This window comes from Geothrix oryzisoli (assembly GCF_022808865.1).
In the GTDB taxonomy this organism is placed as follows: Bacteria; Acidobacteriota; Holophagae; order Holophagales; family Holophagaceae; genus Geothrix; species Geothrix oryzisoli.
Genome location: NZ_JAKZLB010000004.1, coordinates 82,045 through 96,950, shown reverse-complemented (window position 1 = coordinate 96,950; position 14,906 = coordinate 82,045). Strand labels below are relative to the sequence as shown.

The 14,906-nt window shown below is 68.2% G+C and carries 14 protein-coding genes and 1 tRNA gene; 1 reads left to right on the top strand and 14 read right to left on the bottom strand.

The window, feature by feature from the left end; genetic code table 11:
* Positions 1-4 precede the first annotated feature (4 nt).
* The 14 genes from MLE43_RS11595 to MLE43_RS11530 all read right to left on the bottom strand — a co-directional run bounded on the left by MLE43_RS11595 (position 5) and on the right by MLE43_RS11530 (position 14,242).
* Positions 5-631, bottom strand: a complete 627-nt coding sequence (locus MLE43_RS11595) for a rubrerythrin family protein (RefSeq protein ID WP_243304172.1) — start codon at positions 629-631, stop codon at positions 5-7.
* A 151-nt stretch (positions 632-782) separates the two neighbouring features.
* Positions 783-2,162 (bottom strand): sigma-54-dependent transcriptional regulator, encoded by a 1,380-nt coding sequence (locus tag MLE43_RS11590; RefSeq protein ID WP_243304170.1) that lies wholly within the window; start codon positions 2,160-2,162, stop codon positions 783-785.
* The gene (locus MLE43_RS14910; RefSeq protein WP_275976205.1) at positions 2,147-3,460 is read right to left on the bottom strand and encodes a sensor histidine kinase; all 1,314 of its coding nucleotides are present in this window, start codon (positions 3,458-3,460) and stop codon (positions 2,147-2,149) included. The genes MLE43_RS11590 and MLE43_RS14910 overlap by 16 nt, the downstream gene beginning before the upstream one ends.
* Before the next feature lie 15 nt (positions 3,461-3,475).
* Positions 3,476-5,125, bottom strand: coding sequence for a dipeptidase (locus MLE43_RS11580; protein ID WP_243304168.1), 1,650 nt, complete (start codon positions 5,123-5,125; stop codon positions 3,476-3,478).
* Between the two features lie 21 nt (positions 5,126-5,146).
* Positions 5,147-5,773 carry a porin family protein gene (locus MLE43_RS11575; RefSeq protein WP_243304166.1) on the bottom strand — a complete coding sequence of 209 codons (627 nt, stop codon included), beginning with the start codon at positions 5,771-5,773 and terminating at the stop codon, positions 5,147-5,149.
* Between the two features lie 4 nt (positions 5,774-5,777).
* A complete protein-coding gene (locus tag MLE43_RS11570) occupies positions 5,778-7,784 on the bottom strand; it encodes a M13 family metallopeptidase (protein ID WP_243304164.1) in 2,007 nt (668 codons plus the stop codon).
* 52 nt (positions 7,785-7,836) lie between these two features.
* On the bottom strand, positions 7,837-9,861 hold the full coding sequence (locus MLE43_RS11565) for a M13 family metallopeptidase (RefSeq protein WP_243304162.1): 2,025 nt from the start codon (positions 9,859-9,861) through the stop codon (positions 7,837-7,839).
* Positions 9,862-9,893: 32 nt separating this feature from the next.
* Positions 9,894-10,355: a DUF4442 domain-containing protein gene (locus MLE43_RS11560; protein ID WP_243304161.1), complete on the bottom strand. Its 462-nt coding sequence runs from the start codon at positions 10,353-10,355 to the stop codon at positions 9,894-9,896.
* 14 nt (positions 10,356-10,369) lie between these two features.
* Positions 10,370-11,350, bottom strand: a complete 981-nt coding sequence (gene glpX / locus MLE43_RS11555; RefSeq protein ID WP_243304159.1) for a class II fructose-bisphosphatase — start codon at positions 11,348-11,350, stop codon at positions 10,370-10,372.
* Between the two features lie 33 nt (positions 11,351-11,383).
* Entirely contained in the window at positions 11,384-11,710 is a 327-nt protein-coding gene (gene cutA, locus MLE43_RS11550; RefSeq protein ID WP_243304156.1) for a divalent-cation tolerance protein CutA, read from the bottom strand.
* Between the two features lie 430 nt (positions 11,711-12,140).
* A tRNA-Pro gene (locus tag MLE43_RS11545) sits at positions 12,141-12,217 on the bottom strand.
* Between the two features lie 48 nt (positions 12,218-12,265).
* Positions 12,266-12,673, bottom strand: a complete 408-nt coding sequence (locus MLE43_RS11540; RefSeq protein ID WP_243304154.1) for a DciA family protein — start codon at positions 12,671-12,673, stop codon at positions 12,266-12,268.
* A complete protein-coding gene (locus MLE43_RS11535) occupies positions 12,670-13,788 on the bottom strand; it encodes a CaiB/BaiF CoA transferase family protein (protein ID WP_243304153.1) in 1,119 nt (372 codons plus the stop codon). Before MLE43_RS11535 ends, MLE43_RS11540 begins: the two co-directional genes overlap by 4 nt.
* Before the next feature lie 46 nt (positions 13,789-13,834).
* A complete protein-coding gene (locus tag MLE43_RS11530; RefSeq protein WP_275976221.1) occupies positions 13,835-14,242 on the bottom strand; it encodes a BrxA/BrxB family bacilliredoxin in 408 nt (135 codons plus the stop codon).
* 101 nt (positions 14,243-14,343) lie between these two features.
* Between MLE43_RS11530 and MLE43_RS11525 the strand changes: the two genes are divergently transcribed.
* Positions 14,344-14,892, top strand: coding sequence for an NADPH-dependent FMN reductase (locus MLE43_RS11525; protein ID WP_243304147.1), 549 nt, complete (start codon positions 14,344-14,346; stop codon positions 14,890-14,892).
* Positions 14,893-14,906 lie beyond the last annotated feature (14 nt).

The following is a 14,906-nucleotide window of genomic DNA, read 5'->3' as shown; positions in this document are numbered from 1 at the left end:
CACCTCAGCCGATGGTGAGGAAGCGGGCGCTCGCGGTGAAGGAGGACGGGCACTTCTCCTGCGGGCGGGTGGTGCTGGTGTACCCGCAGACCGGGCAGACGAAGAAGCTGACGTTCTGGGTCTTCCAGCCATCCAGGTTGTCGAGGGCCTCCTGGTAGAGCCGGGCGTGCTCCGCCTCGGCCGTCTTGGCGTAGTTGAAGGTCCGGATGGCGTCCACCTTGCCCTCCTTGCGGGCCTGGGCGAGGAACCCCGGGTACATCACATCCCGCTCGTAGCTCTCCCCCTTGATGGCGGCCTGGAGGTTCTCGCGGGTGGACTTGACCTCGGGTGCCTTGATGTCGGCCTTGGGTTCGGAGCCCAGGGCCTTGATCACCTGGGCGTGGTTGGCAGCGTGGATCTCTTCGGCCTTTGCGGCAGCCCGGAAGAGCGCAGCCGCCTTGGCGTAGCCCTCCTTCTGGGCCTTCGTCGCGTAGGCCAGGTAGGTGGCGCGGGCGTTGGATTCGCCGTTGTAGGCCGCCTGCAGGTTGTTCAAGGTGCCGGTCTGGGGGCCGGGGGTGGCTGGGCCGGCGGCCGACAGGAGGGTGGTGGCCAAGGCCAGGGGGCTGAGGAAAGCGGAGCGGAATCGGATCATGGAGGTCCTCCGGTGTGGGGCACGGCCCAGATCGGACTAGGCAGGGCGCATGCCAGAGGCCTCGCTGATGCGGATATATTGAAATGCAAAAGTTTATGATCTGTCGATCGCAAGCGGCCGCCCGGTGCCCGTCCCACCATTTGAACGGTCGTCAGGATCCTTGAACGCCCCGGCGCTTCAGCCGGTAGTGCAGATCGCTCCGTGAGATGCCCAGGCGCCGGGCGGCTTCCGCCTGTACGCCCCGGCTTTCGTGAAGGGCCCGGTCGACCAGGCGTTCCTCCAGGGCCGAGACCAGGGCTGGCATGTCCGTTGGGAGGGGGAGTCCCCCGGTGAAGGTCTCGAGGTCGGGCGGAGTCGCGGCGCCCAGGCCTGGCTCGAGGGGGAAGTCCTCCGCCCCGATGTCGGGCCCCTTCGCGAGGATGCAGGCCCGTTCAATGAGGTTCCGGAGTTCCCGGATGTTGCCGGGGAACGGATAGGCCTGAAGCCGGGCCAGGGCTCCGGGAGTCAGGGAACGGCGCGGGAGGCCCATGTCCCGGATCGCATGGTCGAGGAAGTGGGAGCACAGTTCCGGGAGATCCTCCAGGTGCTCACGCAAGGGCGGGACCCGGATGGGTACCACGGCGAGGCGGAAGTAGAGATCTTCGCGGAACAGGCCCTCCCGCACCCGCGCCGGCAGATCGCGGTGGGTGGCCGCGATCAACCGGACGTCCACGTGGCGGGGGGTCCGGCTGCCCACGCGCTGGACCATCCCATCCATCATCACCCGGAGCAGCTTGGCCTGGAGGGAAGGCGGCATCTCCCCGGCCTCATCCAGGAACAGGGTCCCGCCGTGGGCGGCCTCGAAGAGCCCCTCGCGGGCCCGGTCGGCTCCGGTGAAGGCCCCGCGCTCATGGCCGAAGAGTTCGCTCTCGAGGAGCGTTTCGGGCATCGCGGCGCAGTTCACGGCGATGAAGGGCTTCGGGGCCCGCGGGCTCAGCGCATGGAGGGCCCGTGCGGCGAGTTCCTTGCCCGTCCCCGTCTCTCCGGTGATCAGCGCCGTCGCCTGGGTGGGGGCCACCCGCTGGAGCGTATCCCGGAGTTGGGTCATGGGGGCGCTGAGGCCCAGGAGGCCGCGGAGTCCTTCGGGGTGGCCTGCCTGCCGGCGCAGGCGGCGGTTTTCCTTCAGGAGCCCGCCATGTTCGAGAGCCCGGTGCACGGCGGCCTTGATCCCCTCGGGATCGAAGGGTTTCTGCACCACATCGAAGGCCCCCTGACGCATGGCCGCTACGGCCAGTTCGACGGTGGCATAGGCGGTGAGGAAGACGATGGGGACGGCCTCCTCCCCCTGGCGGGCAGCTGCCAAGACGTCCAGGCCCTCGCCATCGCCGAGCTTCTGGTCCGTGATCACCAGGTCCGGCGCCTCGTCCTCCAGGCGCTGCCTGGCCTCGGCGACCGAAGCGGCCTCCACCACCCGGTGCCCTTCTTCCTGGAGCACCATCCGCAGAAGGCGGCGGAGGTTGGTCTCGTCGTCCACGATCAGGATGGTGCCCATGGGGCCTCCTCCTCAGGGATCCGCAGACCGAAACGGACACAACCCGCCCGGTTCTCCTCCAGGACCAGATCCCCCCCGTGGCCACGCGCCATGGAGCGGGCGATCGCCAGGCCAAGCCCGGTTCCCCGGGGCTTGGTGGTGAAGAAGGGCTCTCCCAGCCGGGCGGCCACGGCCGGAGGGATCGCGTCGCCTTCGTTCTCCACGAAGAAGACCACATGCCCCTCTTCGTGCCGGAGGCCCATGCGGATCCGGCGTCCGCGGGGCGTGGCGTCGACGGCATTGAGGAGCAGGTTGAGCAGCGCCTGCTGGATCTGGAACGGATCGAGGCTGGCCATCCGGTCTTCGGAGGGCACGACCTCCAACTGCAGCCCCGCCTCCTCGGCCCGGGCCCGGGCCAGTCCCGCGGCTGAACCCAGGGCCGTGGCGGTCTCCAGGCTCCTGCGATCTGGCCGCCGCTGCCGGGCATAAGCGAGGAAATCCTCTGTGAGCCGCTCCAGGCGCAGGGATTCCTGGGCCAGGATCGAGAAGAACTCATCCCGGTTCTCCGGGGAGGCGTCGGGGCGGCGGGTGGCGCTGAGCGCTGTCCGGATCATGGCGACAGGGTTGCGGATCTCGTGGGCGATGGCCCCGGACAGCCGGCCGATCGCCGCCAGCTTCTCCTCCTGGACCAGGCGGTCCCGGGTCCGGGCCAGCTCGGCCATGCCGGCGCGCACTTCGGCCTCCTGGTGCCACTGCTGGACCACGAGGAGGCGGACGATGATCGCGAACAGGAGGAAGATGAGCGCGACGGTGGTGGCCTCGAAGTACTCGACGAGTGCTCCCGCCGGCGTCGATCCGGCGGGGGTCCAGACCTGGAAGATGGTGAGGCCGCTGGCCACCAGCACGGTGGCCGCCAAACCGGCCAGGGACAACCAGAACGCCGAGGCCAGGACCGGGATGACGAGCAGGACCACATAGTGGCTCTCCTGCCCCGAGTTGATCCGGGCGAGGATGACCGCGAACAGGAGATGCACTGCCACCGAGACTCGGGCGAAGGTGGCCGGCCGCAGCCAAACCCGGCCGGACATGAGCCAGAGTTCGCCGAGGAGGAGCAGGAAGCGGAGGCAGAGCGCCAGCGCGATGGCGAAGGGCAGGGGTCCGAGGAGGGGGCGGAAGACCAGGTGGATGCCGAGCAGGCAGAGCAGCACCCCCAGGCTGAGCAGGATGAGGAGGCTGTTCTGCCTGCGGAAGGCGGCGAGTTCCAGAGGAGGTGGAGATCCCCAGATGCCCGTGGCGAATTGGGAAGTGTCGGGCCCCATGCGTTGATTTGAGCCCTATTCCTCGTCTGGCGCCAGCCCATCCACCTTCTTCATCTTGATCACGTCGCCGTGGTCCTGGACGATGCAGCGTAGCCAGTCCTCGGGGGCCTTGGGGTGGGTGACTTCGCCCTTGCCGTTGCGCACATTGCCATCCAGGTACTTCCAGATGAGGAACTCGCCCAGCTTCTTCCAGCGGCCCATGAGCTCCTCGGACTGGATGGCGGCGCGCTGGGTGAGGTAGGCCTGGGCCAGGGCGGGGTCCTGCTTGTAGAGTTCCAGGGCCTTGCGGTCCACCTCGGCCTGCTCGGCCAGGTAGCGGCCCTCGAACTCACGCTGCACCTTCTGGACGTCCACGATCATGTCGCTCCAGCGGGTGTAGGTGTAGTTGCTGACGAAGTTGAAGGTCCAGAAGGCGCTGTCCCAGCTGAAGGCATCGAAGTTCCCCGTGCCGATGGCGAACGCCTTGGGCGGCGCGGTGATGGCGCAGGAGATGGGCTGGTAGACCGTCGTGTAGGTGTCGTCCACGCCGAACCAGAGGATGCCGCCCACGGGGCCGGGCATCCAGCCGCGGGCCTGGCTCACGAAGGAGAAGCCGGTCTGCTGGGTGCTGATGGCGCGCTCGTGCAGGTATTCCTGGCCATCCACCTTGAAGGTCATCGGACGCCAGCGGTAGGGCAGCTTGTAGGGGCCGGCACCCACGTCCTTGGTCATATCGAATTCGGTGCCTTCGAAGTGGTCGCGCATGAGCTGCATGGCGTCATGCACGTCCAGCTTCTGGTCGGGCTTGATGAAGAGCGGCATGGGCTTGGCGCCCTTCACGGCCTTCACGTAGTCGATGGAGAGGTTCTGGCTGGGCGCGGCGCGGCGGAACAGGCTCCACACGCGGGCCTCGCAGGCGCGCAGGGCCCCGAAGCTGAGGGGCGCGTAGGTGTCCGCGAAGCTGAAGTCCTTGTCCGCGCCCTTGAAGTAGCCCTTTTCCCGGGCGAAGGGGATGACGTCCCTGCTGTAGAGGGCGGTGCCGGGATCGTTCAGGGGGAACTGCCGGATGCGGGCCTGGTTGGCGTGGGCGCTGATGGTGCCGTCCGGCAGGTGGTAGGCCACCCACAGGGCGCCGGTCTGGCCCTTGCCCTTGCCGATCATCTCGAGGATCCAGACTTCGTTGGGATCCGCGATGGAGAAGCTCTCGCCTTCGGAGGCGTAACCGTAGGTCTCCGCCAGGCTGGTCATCACCTGGATGGCCTCGCGGGCGGTCTTCGCCCGTTCCAGGCCGATGTAGATGAGGCTGCCGTAGTCGATGAGGCCGCTGGGAACCTGCAGTTCCTTCCGGCCGCCGAAGGTGGTCTCGGCGATGGTGACCTGGTGCTCGTTCATGTTGCCGACGCGGGTGTAGGTGACGGGGGCTTCGGGGATGCTGCCCAGCACCTTGCCCGTGTCGAAGGTGAAGCCGCTGTCCCACTCCCGGATCACGCGCACCTCACCGGGGCTGTGCTTCGCGCCGGGCTTGAAGTAGAGCTCGCCGTAAAGGGTGTGGCTGTCGGCGGCGTAGGTGATCATGGTCGAGCCGTCCTTGCTCGCGCCCTTGGTGATCAGCAGGTTGGTGCAGGCCTCCAGCGCCGCGCCGGCGGTGAGGAGGGTGGCGAGAAGGACGATGGGGCGGAAACGCATGAAACCCTCGTATCAGGTTGATCAGAAGCGGAAAGTGGCGCCGCAGGTCAGGAAGGACCGGGTGGAACCGTAGCGGACGTCCCGGTGCTCGTGGAAGGTCAGGTCGCTGTAGACATAGCGGGCCTCCACCGAGAAGGTGGGGTTGAAGCGCCAGCCCGCTCCGCCGCTGAGGGTGAGGCCCCATTTGGTGTCGGTGTGGCTGCCGTCGAAGAGGTTGGGGGCGCGCATGGTCTCGTTCCACAGGGTCCCGCCCACGCCGAAGATGCCAAACAGGCCGTGGCGGGCCGGCTCCTCCACATGGGGCATCCACTCGTAGGCCACGCTGTAGGCCTCCATTCGGCTGTCGGCCATCAGGGGGGAGGACACCCAGGCGGAGCCGGTCCAGGTGAGCTGGGTGCCCGCCAGCACGGGGCGCTTGGCGTCCATGCGCAGGTAGTCCATGCGGAACCGCCCCAGGAAGCGGCTCTCGCGGTTGAAGTGGATCTGGAAGCCCGCCTGGAAGCCAGGGTTGAACACGGGCTCCAGGTTGTCCACCGGCGCCAGGAAGGCCACCGCGATGGCGGTGCGCTCGCCGCCCGGGTCGGCCTGGGCGCTGAGGGGCAGCGCCAGGGAGGACAGGACGAGGAGGGCGGCGGTGGCTCGTGTCATGGGATCACCAGATGGAAGGTCGTTCGCTGAGGGGCCGCTTCATGGGATCTCCACCCTTGCAGCCGAACGCCTCGTAGAACTCCGGAAGATTGGCCAGGGGCCCATTGACGCGGAATTTGGCGGGGCTGTGGGGATCGGTGACGACCCGGAGGCGGGTGGCCTCCTCGCGGGTGAGGGTGCGCCAGGTCTCGGCGTAGCCCAGAAAGAACCGCTGTTCGGGGGTGAACCCGTCGAGTTTGCCCACGGCCGCCTTCCCCTTCTGGCTCAGCTTCCAGGCGTCCCAGGCGATCTTGAGGCCGCCCAGGTCGGCGATGTTCTCGCCCAGGGTGAGCTTGCCGTTCACGTGGAGCCCGGGCAGGGGTTCGAAGGCGTCGAACTGCTTCACGACGAGCTCGGCGCGGGCGTTGTAGGCCTTTTCATCCGCAGGGGTCCACCAGCTCTTGAGGTTCCCGTCCGCATCGTACTGGCGGCCCTCGTCATCGAAGCCGTGGGTCATCTCGTGGCCGATGGTGGCGCCGATGTTCCCGTAGTTCACCGCGTCATCAGCCGAGGCGTCGAAGTACGGCGGCTGGAGGATGCCCGCCGGGAACACGATCTCGTTCATGGTGGGGCTGTAATAAGCGTTGTTGGTCTGGGGCGTCATGTCCCATTCGTTCCGGTCGATGGGCTTCCCCAGTTTCGCCAGCCGCCGCTGGAACTCGAAACGCCGGGTCTCCAGGAGGTTCAGGACATAGGGCTGCCGCTTCACCGCCAGCGCCGAGTAGTCGCGCCAGGCGTCCGGGTAGCCGATCTTCACGCGCATGGCCGCAAGCTTCTGCCGGGCCTTGGCCTTGGTGGGGGCGGTCATCCAGGCGAGCCCGTCGATGCGGGTCTTCAGCGCGGTGCGGAGGTTCTCGACCATCTCGCGCACCTTGGCCTTGCTGCTGGCGGGGAAGGCCCGCTGCACGTAGAGCTTGCCGAGCGCCTCACCCAGCCCGCGATCTGCCGCGAACATCACGCGCTTCCAGCGGGGATGCTGGGCGGTGGTGCCCTGGAGTTTCGTGCCGTAGAAGGCGAAGGCTTCCTCTTCAAAGGCCTTCGGCAGGGCCGGCGCGGCGTTGCGGAGGATCGTCCAGCGCAGGTACACGCGCCACTGGTCTGCCGGGACCTCCTGGACCATGCGGCCCAGTTCCGCCAGGAACGCGGGTTGCCGCACGATGAAGCGGTCGGGCGCCGGCACGCCGAGGGCCTTCAGGTAGAGGTCCACGGGGAAGCCGGGGGCGGCGGCCTTGAGCTGGGCCGGGGTCATGGCGTGGTAGATGGCGTTGGGATCGCGCTGCTCCACCCGGGTCATGCTGGCCTTCGCGAGACGGGTCTCCAGGGCCAGGATGCGGTCGGCCTCCCCGGCGCTGGAACCGGCGAGCGTGAGCAGCTTCGCCATGTGGGCCCGGTAGGCGGCCAGGAGTTCCTTCGATTTGGGATCGTCCTTCAGGTAGTAGTCCCGATCCGGCAGGCCCAGGCCGCCCTGGGCCAGCACCATGGAATGGCGGCTGCTCTGCTTGTCGTCCTGTTCGACGCCGAAGTAGAAGCCCGCGAAGGCGCCCACCTGGTGGAGGTCCGCCAGGACGGAAGCCAGGGAGGCGGCATCCTTCACGCTGTCGATGCGCGCGAACAGCGGGGCCAGGGGTGCAAGTCCCGCCGCTTCGATGCCGGCCTCGTCCATGCCGCTGGCATAGAAGTCCCCGACCTTCTGGGTCTCGGTCCCCGCGGCGGCCTTGGCGGCCGCCGCGGAATCCATGATCTCCCTCAGGATCTGGTGGGTGCGGGTGTCGATCTCCTGATCCACGCCATAGCGCTCGTACTCTGCCGGGATGGCGGTGCGCCGGGCCCACCCGCCCACGGCGTACTGGAAGAAGTCCTGGCAGGGCTTCGCGGTGGGATCGAGGTTGGCGGGGTTGAAGCCCTTGTAGGGCAGCTGCGCGGAGAGCGGCGCCAGCAGTGCCAGGACGAGCAGAGCGGATCGGGTGTTCACACGGTTTCCTTTGGCTATCTCCCCGGGGGGCGCAGCCCCCCGGGGGCAGGGGCTACCAGATGGCGGGCCGCACCTTGATGTCCCGCTTCATGGGCTGGCCGTCGGTGCAGCCGAAGGCGTCGTAGAACTCCGGCAGGTTGGACAGGGGACCGACGACCCGTTCCCGGCCCGGGCTGTGGGGATCGGTCTTGAGGCGCAGCGACAGGGCCGCCTCGCGGATGTGGTTGCGCCACACGGCCGCGGCGCCCAGGAAGAAGCGCTGGGGGCCGGTGAAGCCGTCGATGGGCGCGGGTGCGGGCTTGCCCTTGAGGCTGTTCTGGTAGGCGGCGAAGGCGATCTTGAGTCCGCCGATGTCGGCGATGTTCTCGCCCAGGGTGAGCTTGCCGTTCACATGCTCGCCCTTGATGGGTTCGTAGGCGTCGTACTGCTTCACCACCAGGTCCGTGCGGGACTGGTAGGCCTTCTTGTCCGCGTCGGTCCACCAGTTCTTGAGGTTGCCCTGGGCGTCGAACTGGCTGCCGCTGTCGTCGAAGCCGTGGGTCATCTCGTGGCCGATGACGTAGCCCAGGGCCCCGTAGTTCACGGCATCATCGGCCTTCGGGTCGAAGATGGGGGCCTGCAGAATGCCCGCCGGGAAGACGATCTCGTTCATGAGGGGGTTGTAGTAGGCGTTCACGGTGGGCGGCGTCATTCCCCACTCCGTGCGGTCGATGGGCTTGCCGAGCTTGGCGAGGTTCTCGGCGATGCGGAAGGCGGCGGCGCGGCGTACGTTGCCGAAGAAATCATCCCGCTTCACATCGAAGGCGTAGGTCTTCCACTTGTCCGGGTAGCCGATCTTCACGCCGAAGGCGTTGAGCTTCGTGAGGGCCTGCTGCTTGGTCTCGGCGCCCATCCAGTCGAGGTTCGTGATGCGCTCGCGCAGGGCCGTCCGGAGGTTCTCCACCAGCTCGAGGACCTTCTTCTTGGCTTCGGGCGGGAAGGCGACCTTCACGTAGAGCTGGCCCAGGGCCTCGCCCAGGGTGCCGTCCGTCATGGCCTCGATGCGCTTGGCGCGGGGCTCGCGCTCGGGCGTGCCGTTCAGCACCTTGCCATTGAAGGCGAAGGATTCCTCGCCGAAGGCCTTGGGCAGGAGGCTGGCGGTGGCGCTGAGGGCATGCCAGCGCAGGTAGGTGCGCCACTGGGGGGCGGGGACTTCCGAGGCCAGCTTGCCGAAGGCCTGGAAGAAGGAGGGCTGGCTGAGGTTCAGGTCGGTGAGCTTCACGCCGCGGGCCGCGAAATAGCCCTTCCAGTCGAAGCCCGGGGCCTCCGTCGCCACCTGGTCGAGGGTGCGCTTGTTGTAGGTCTTCTGGGGGTTCCGCAGCTCCACCCGGCTCCACTGGGCCTGGGCCAGGCGGGTCTCCAGGTCCAGCACCACCTTGGCGCGGACCCGGGCGAGGTCGGGCGCGTCGCCTGCCAGCTCCAGCATCTTCGCCACGTGGGCTTCGTACTTGGCGCGGATGTCCCGGCTGCGGGCGTCATCCTTCAGGTAGTAGTCGCGGTCCGGCAGGCCCGTGCCGCCCTGGCCCAGGTTGCCCAGATACTGGGTGGAGGCCTTGGCATCCTGGCGCACGAAGAAGCCGAAGCCGCCGGGCAGGCCCTGGCTGTGCAGCTTCCCCAGCAGGGCGGGGAGCTGCTTGACGTCCTTGAGGCCGTCGATGGTGGCGAAGATCGGCTTCAGGGGCGCCAGGCCGCGCGCCTCGATGGCGGCTTCATTCATGCCGGAGGCGTAGAAATCACCCACTTTCTGCTGGACGCTGCCCTTGGCCCAGGTGGTCTTCGCGCTGGTTTCGTTCAGGATCTTCTGGAGGACGGCGCGGTTCCGCTCGCTCAGTTCCTCCATGGCGCCGTAGCGGGACTTGTCCGCCGGCAGGCTGTGGGACTTGAGCCAGCCGCCGTTGGCGAACTGGTAGAAGTCGTCGCAGGGCTTCACGGTGGTGTCGAGGTTGGCGCGATCCACGCCGGGGTTCGACTGGGCGACCAGGCTGAAGGCTGCGAGGCCCAGGCAGAGGCAGAGGGAGGCTCGAAAGGGGGATGCCATAAATGACCTCGTAAGATGAGGGTAAAAGCCTATCAGGAAGGGGCTCGAAGGGATATGTGGATCACCTTCTGCACTTCCGCATGGACGATGCCCTGGGCATCCCGCAGCTCCACGGGGTAGGTGCGATCCACCTTGGGCTGGTCCAGAAGGAGGCGGCGGATCTCGGCCACCTCGGCCTCATCGATCCGGAAGGTGGCGAAGAGGGTGCTGCGGCCCGGCTTGCGGAAGCGGATGGCGGCGGCCTTGTCCCACACGACGTAGCCCGGGCCCAGCCGGTGGATCAGCATGAGCATGCAGAAGGGATCCACCGCCGCGTAGAGGCTGCCGCCGAAGATGGTGCCCACGTAGTTCCGGGTCCGCCAGGACAGGGGCAGGCGCACGCGGATCTCGGACCAGTCGGAGGCGATGAAGGCCACCCGGGCGCCGGTGCCCCGGAAGCAGGGCCAGACGTTGAACGCCCAGCGGAAGAGGCGGGTGCGGAGGGATTCGCGCAAGGGATTCGCGGAGGCTAGAAGCGGACCGTGACCTTCTCGCCTTCCTTCATGTGCACGGTGTCGATGAAGCGCACCTGGCGGCTGCCGTAGGTGAGGATGAGGCTGGAGGTCCGGACGCCGTGCCCGAAGTGCAGCACACCCTTCAGGAGGTTGCCGTGGGTCACGCCGCAGGCGGCGAACACGATCTGCTTGCCGGGGCAGAGGTCGTCGGTGAAGTAGATGCGGTTGAAGTCCACGCCCATGGCCTCGGCCTTCTCGCGACTGGCGGTGTTGGTGTCCACCTTGAGGCGGCCCTGGATCTCGCCGTTGAGGCACTTCAGGGCGGCGGCGGAGAGCACGCCCTCGGGGGCCCCGCCGGTGCCCATCACGGCGTGGATGCCCGTGCCGCTGACGGCGGCGCTGATGGCCGCGCTGAGGTCCCCGTCACCGATGAGCTGGATGCGGGCCCCCGCTTTGCGGATGTCCGCGATGAGCTGGGCGTGGCGCTCCCGGTCGAGGACCGTGACGGTGATCTCCTCGACCTTGCGGTCCAGGGACTTGGCGATGATGTCGAGGTTTTCCTGCACGGAGGCGTCGAGGCTCACCTTGCCCTTGGCGGCGGGGCCCACGACCAGCTTCTCCATGTAGAGGTCCGGGGCGTGCAGGAGGCCGCCCCGCTCGGTGGCCGCCAGCACGGCGATGGCGTTGGGGGCGCCGGTGGCGCACAGGTTGGTGCCCTCGAGGGGATCCACCGCGATGTCCACGGCCGGGTGATCTCCGTCCAGGTCCGCCCCCATGCCCACCTTCTCGCCGATGTAGAGCATGGGCGCCTCGTCACGCTCGCCCTCGCCGATGACGATGGTGCCGTCCATGCGGACGGTCTCCATGGTGTGACGCATGGCCTCCACCGCCAGCTTGTCGCTGTGCTTCCGCCGGCCGTGGCCGATGGAGGTGGCGCAGGCGATGGCCGCCTGTTCGACCACGCGCAGGAATTCGAGGGACAGGGTCTGTTCCATGGGGGACTCCCGGGGGGGCTGATCGAAGCAGGGTCAGGCGAGCCGGTTCACGCTCTGGTGGATCCAGTCGAGGAAGCCCTCGGATCCAGCCTCGACGGGAAACATCAGAATCTCGGGGACTTCGTAGGTGTGCAGGTCGCTGATCACTTCCGACACCTGCGGGAAGAGCTCCCGGGTGGTCTTGATGATGAGCATGACCTCTTCATCGAGATGGGTCTCGCCTTTGAAGTAGTAGTAGCTCTTGATGCTGGGGACGATGTTCACGCAGGCGGCGTAGGCCTGATCCACCAGGGCGGCGGCGATGGTCAGGGCTGTCTCCTCGCTGCCACAGGTGGTCATGATGGTGCAGGCGTCGCTCATCGGGTGGGCTCCCCGCCCGGCGGGCGGAACCTGCCATTGTATCGTGCCGGCAGGGGCGCCGTTCATCACGAAAGCCACGCCTGGATCCCCGCGGTTCCCCGTGGTCTGACCACGACAGGGCTAGGCCCGCATTTGGAGCGATATCCATTTGCGGGGGATCGGTTGAGGTTGCTCTGCCGGAGTTGGGCCCGCCGACCTTTCTGAGGGCTCGATCCACCCGGGCGCGGATTCGAACGCACCCGGCTTCGCCGTGTGCCGGTCTTTCTGTGGCGCCACAGAGGCTCCACCTCCGCGAGCGAAGCGAGTGGGAGCATCCTCCCGCGGAGGATGCGTCAGGTGGAGAGGCACGCCTCGGGCGGTCCCACTCGGAGGTTCGAATCATCGTCTTTTCCCGACCAACAAGAAGGGGGCCCGCAGGCCCCCTTCTTGTTGGTCGGGGCGAGAGGATTCGAACCTCCGACCTCTCGGTCCCGAACCGAGCGCTCTACCAGGCTGAGCCACGCCCCGACGAAGGTTTGACTTTACTGGAAACGGGCGGGGGCGTCCAGTCTGGCGCTATTCCTTCTCCAGACCGAGGCGGATGCGCTCTTTGCGGCGGGCTTCGAGGAGACGCAGGGCGCGGCGGAGGGGATCGGGATCCTGGGGTTCGGTGGGGGATTCCGCCGGGGGATCGCAGGGCACGACCTGGAGGCCGGTCAAGCTGAGGCCCAGGGCCCGGTGGATGCGGTCCCGGATCTGGGGCCACACGGCGGCGACGGCTTCGCGAAGGGGACCGATGCGGGTCAGCTCCCAGCAGCCCATGACGAGCACGCTCCGCTCCACACGCAGGGGGCGGGTGCGGTCCGCCAGGGCGGGGCCGACGAGGAAGGCCCAGGCCCGGTTCAGGCGGGCCAGGGCCTTCTGGTCCGGCAGGCGGGCGCCCAGAGGCACCAGGCGCGGGGCGCGGCGGCGATCGGAGCTCACGGGTTCCAGCGGGGCGGGGGAAGGGGCGCGCAGGGGCGCTCGCCGTTGAGCAGGAGGGGGGTGGCCAGGGTGGGGATCATCTCGTTGGTTTCGGGTTCGAACAGGGGCTGGAGGAGGTTGTGGAGCTCGCCGCCGTGGCGGAACAGCACGTCATCGACGCTCCGCACCCGGCTGGCGGGGATGGCGTTGGCTTCGCAGAAGGCGAGGACCTCGTCGACCGTGCTGGCCTGGGTGCGGACCTCGATGAGGGCGACCAGCTCCTCGCGATCCCTCACGCGGCCCCGGTTCTTCCGCCACTCGGGACGGACCTCCAGGTCCAGGTCCAGCCACATGGCCAGCACCTCGAACTGGCGGTCGCTGCCCACGGCGATGGCCACCTCCCCATCCGTGCAGCCGAAGGATTGATAGGGCACGATCTGGGGATGGGCGTTGCCCCAGCGCCGGGGCGGCTTGCCGGTCATGAGGGCGCCGGCGGCGACGTTCACCAGGCCTGCCAGGGCCGCCTCCATGAGGGGCACCTCGATGTGCATGGCCTCGCCGGTGCGCTCCCGATGGAGCAGGGCGGCCTGGATGCCATTGGCGCAGTAGAGGCCTGCCAGCACGTCCACCAGGGCCACGCCCATCTTCATGGGACGGCCTTCGGGTTCGCCACTGATGGCCATCCAGCCGCTCTCCGCCTGGATGATGAAGTCGTAGCCGGCCCGGCGGGAGGCCGTGACGTCCGAGGCGAACCCCCGCACGGAGGCCAGGATGAGCTTGGGGAACTTCGCGTGGAGCCGCTTCCAGCCCAGGCCCAGGCGATCGGCGGAATCGGCGCGGAAGTTCTCCACCAGGACATCCGCGTCCTTCAGCAGCTCGAAGAGATCGGCCCGGCCTTCCTCCGTGTGCAGATCGATGGCGCGGCTCCGCTTGCCCCGGTTGGCGCAGCGGAAATAGGCGCTTTCGCCGAGGTCCCCGTCCTCGAAGGGGGGCCCCCAGCCGCGGGTGGGGTCGCCCTCGGGCGGCTCCAGCTTCTGCACCTCGGCGCCGAAATCCGCCAGCAGCTGGGTCGAGAAGGGCCCTGCGAGCACGCAGGACAGATCCACGATCCTGAAGTGGGACAGAGGCTTGGGCATCGGGTTCTCCGACACCCAGCCTACTTCAAGTCCACGGGGGCTTCCTTCAGCCTGCGGCCACGGTCTGGCGATAGGCCGCCGTGAGCGTGGCGGCGATCTCTTCGGGGCTGTGGGCCAGGAAATCCTGGCGCTGCATGAGGTGGACCAGCTGGCCGTCCTTGAAGATGGCGGCCTGGGGGCTGGTGGGCATGGCGCCCTCGAAGTACTCCCGGGCCTGCGCGGTGGCGTCCTTCTCCATGCCGGCGAAGACGGTCACCAGATGGTCGAAGCGCAGGTTCTGGGACCGCAGGGCCTCGGTGACACCCGGTCGCGCGCCCGCCGCGGCGCAGCCGCAGACGCTGTTCACCACCAGCAGGGTGGTGCCGGGGCGCTGGAGGGCCTCGTCCACCTGCGCCGGGGTCAGGAGCTGCTGGAAGCCTTCCCGGACCAGTTCCTCACGCATCGGGGCGACCATGTATTCCGGATAGTTCGACACGACTTCCTCCTCGGGTCTTAAAGTTTACCGATTAAGTAAAGATTGATCCAGGTCACAATTCAGGCCGACGAGGAGGAGCCATGCGCATGGCCTTGATGGGCGGGAGTCTCCGCCCGGATTCCCTGAACGCCCGGCTGCTGGGCCACCTCGCGGCCGAACTGGAAGGGCGGGGCCAGGAGGTGGCCGCCTTCACGGGGGCCGCCCTGCGCCTGCCGCTCTATGAGGATGGGGCCGCCCCGTCGCCGGAGGCCCGGGCCCTTCACGCCGCCCTCCAGGCGGCGGAGGGCCTCCTGATCGTGTCGCCCGAATACAACGCGGGCATTCCGGGCCACCTGAAGAACGCCGTGGACTGGCTCAGCACCATGGGGCCCAGTCCCTGGCAGGGGCTGCCGGTGCTGCTGTGCGCGGCGAGTCCCGGCGCCTTCGGCGGCGCCCGTGGCCTGGTGGCCTGGCGGGCGACCCTGGCGAACATGGGCGCGCTCGCCTATCCCGCCGCGATCACGGTGCCTCACGCGGACCAGCAGCTTGATGAGTGCGGGGCGCCGACCGAGCCCCGCACCGCCGCCTCGGTGAAGAAGACTCTGGATGGATTCCTGGCCCTGGTGGCGCGACTCCGCCCGCAGCCTTAGAGGTATGCGATCCT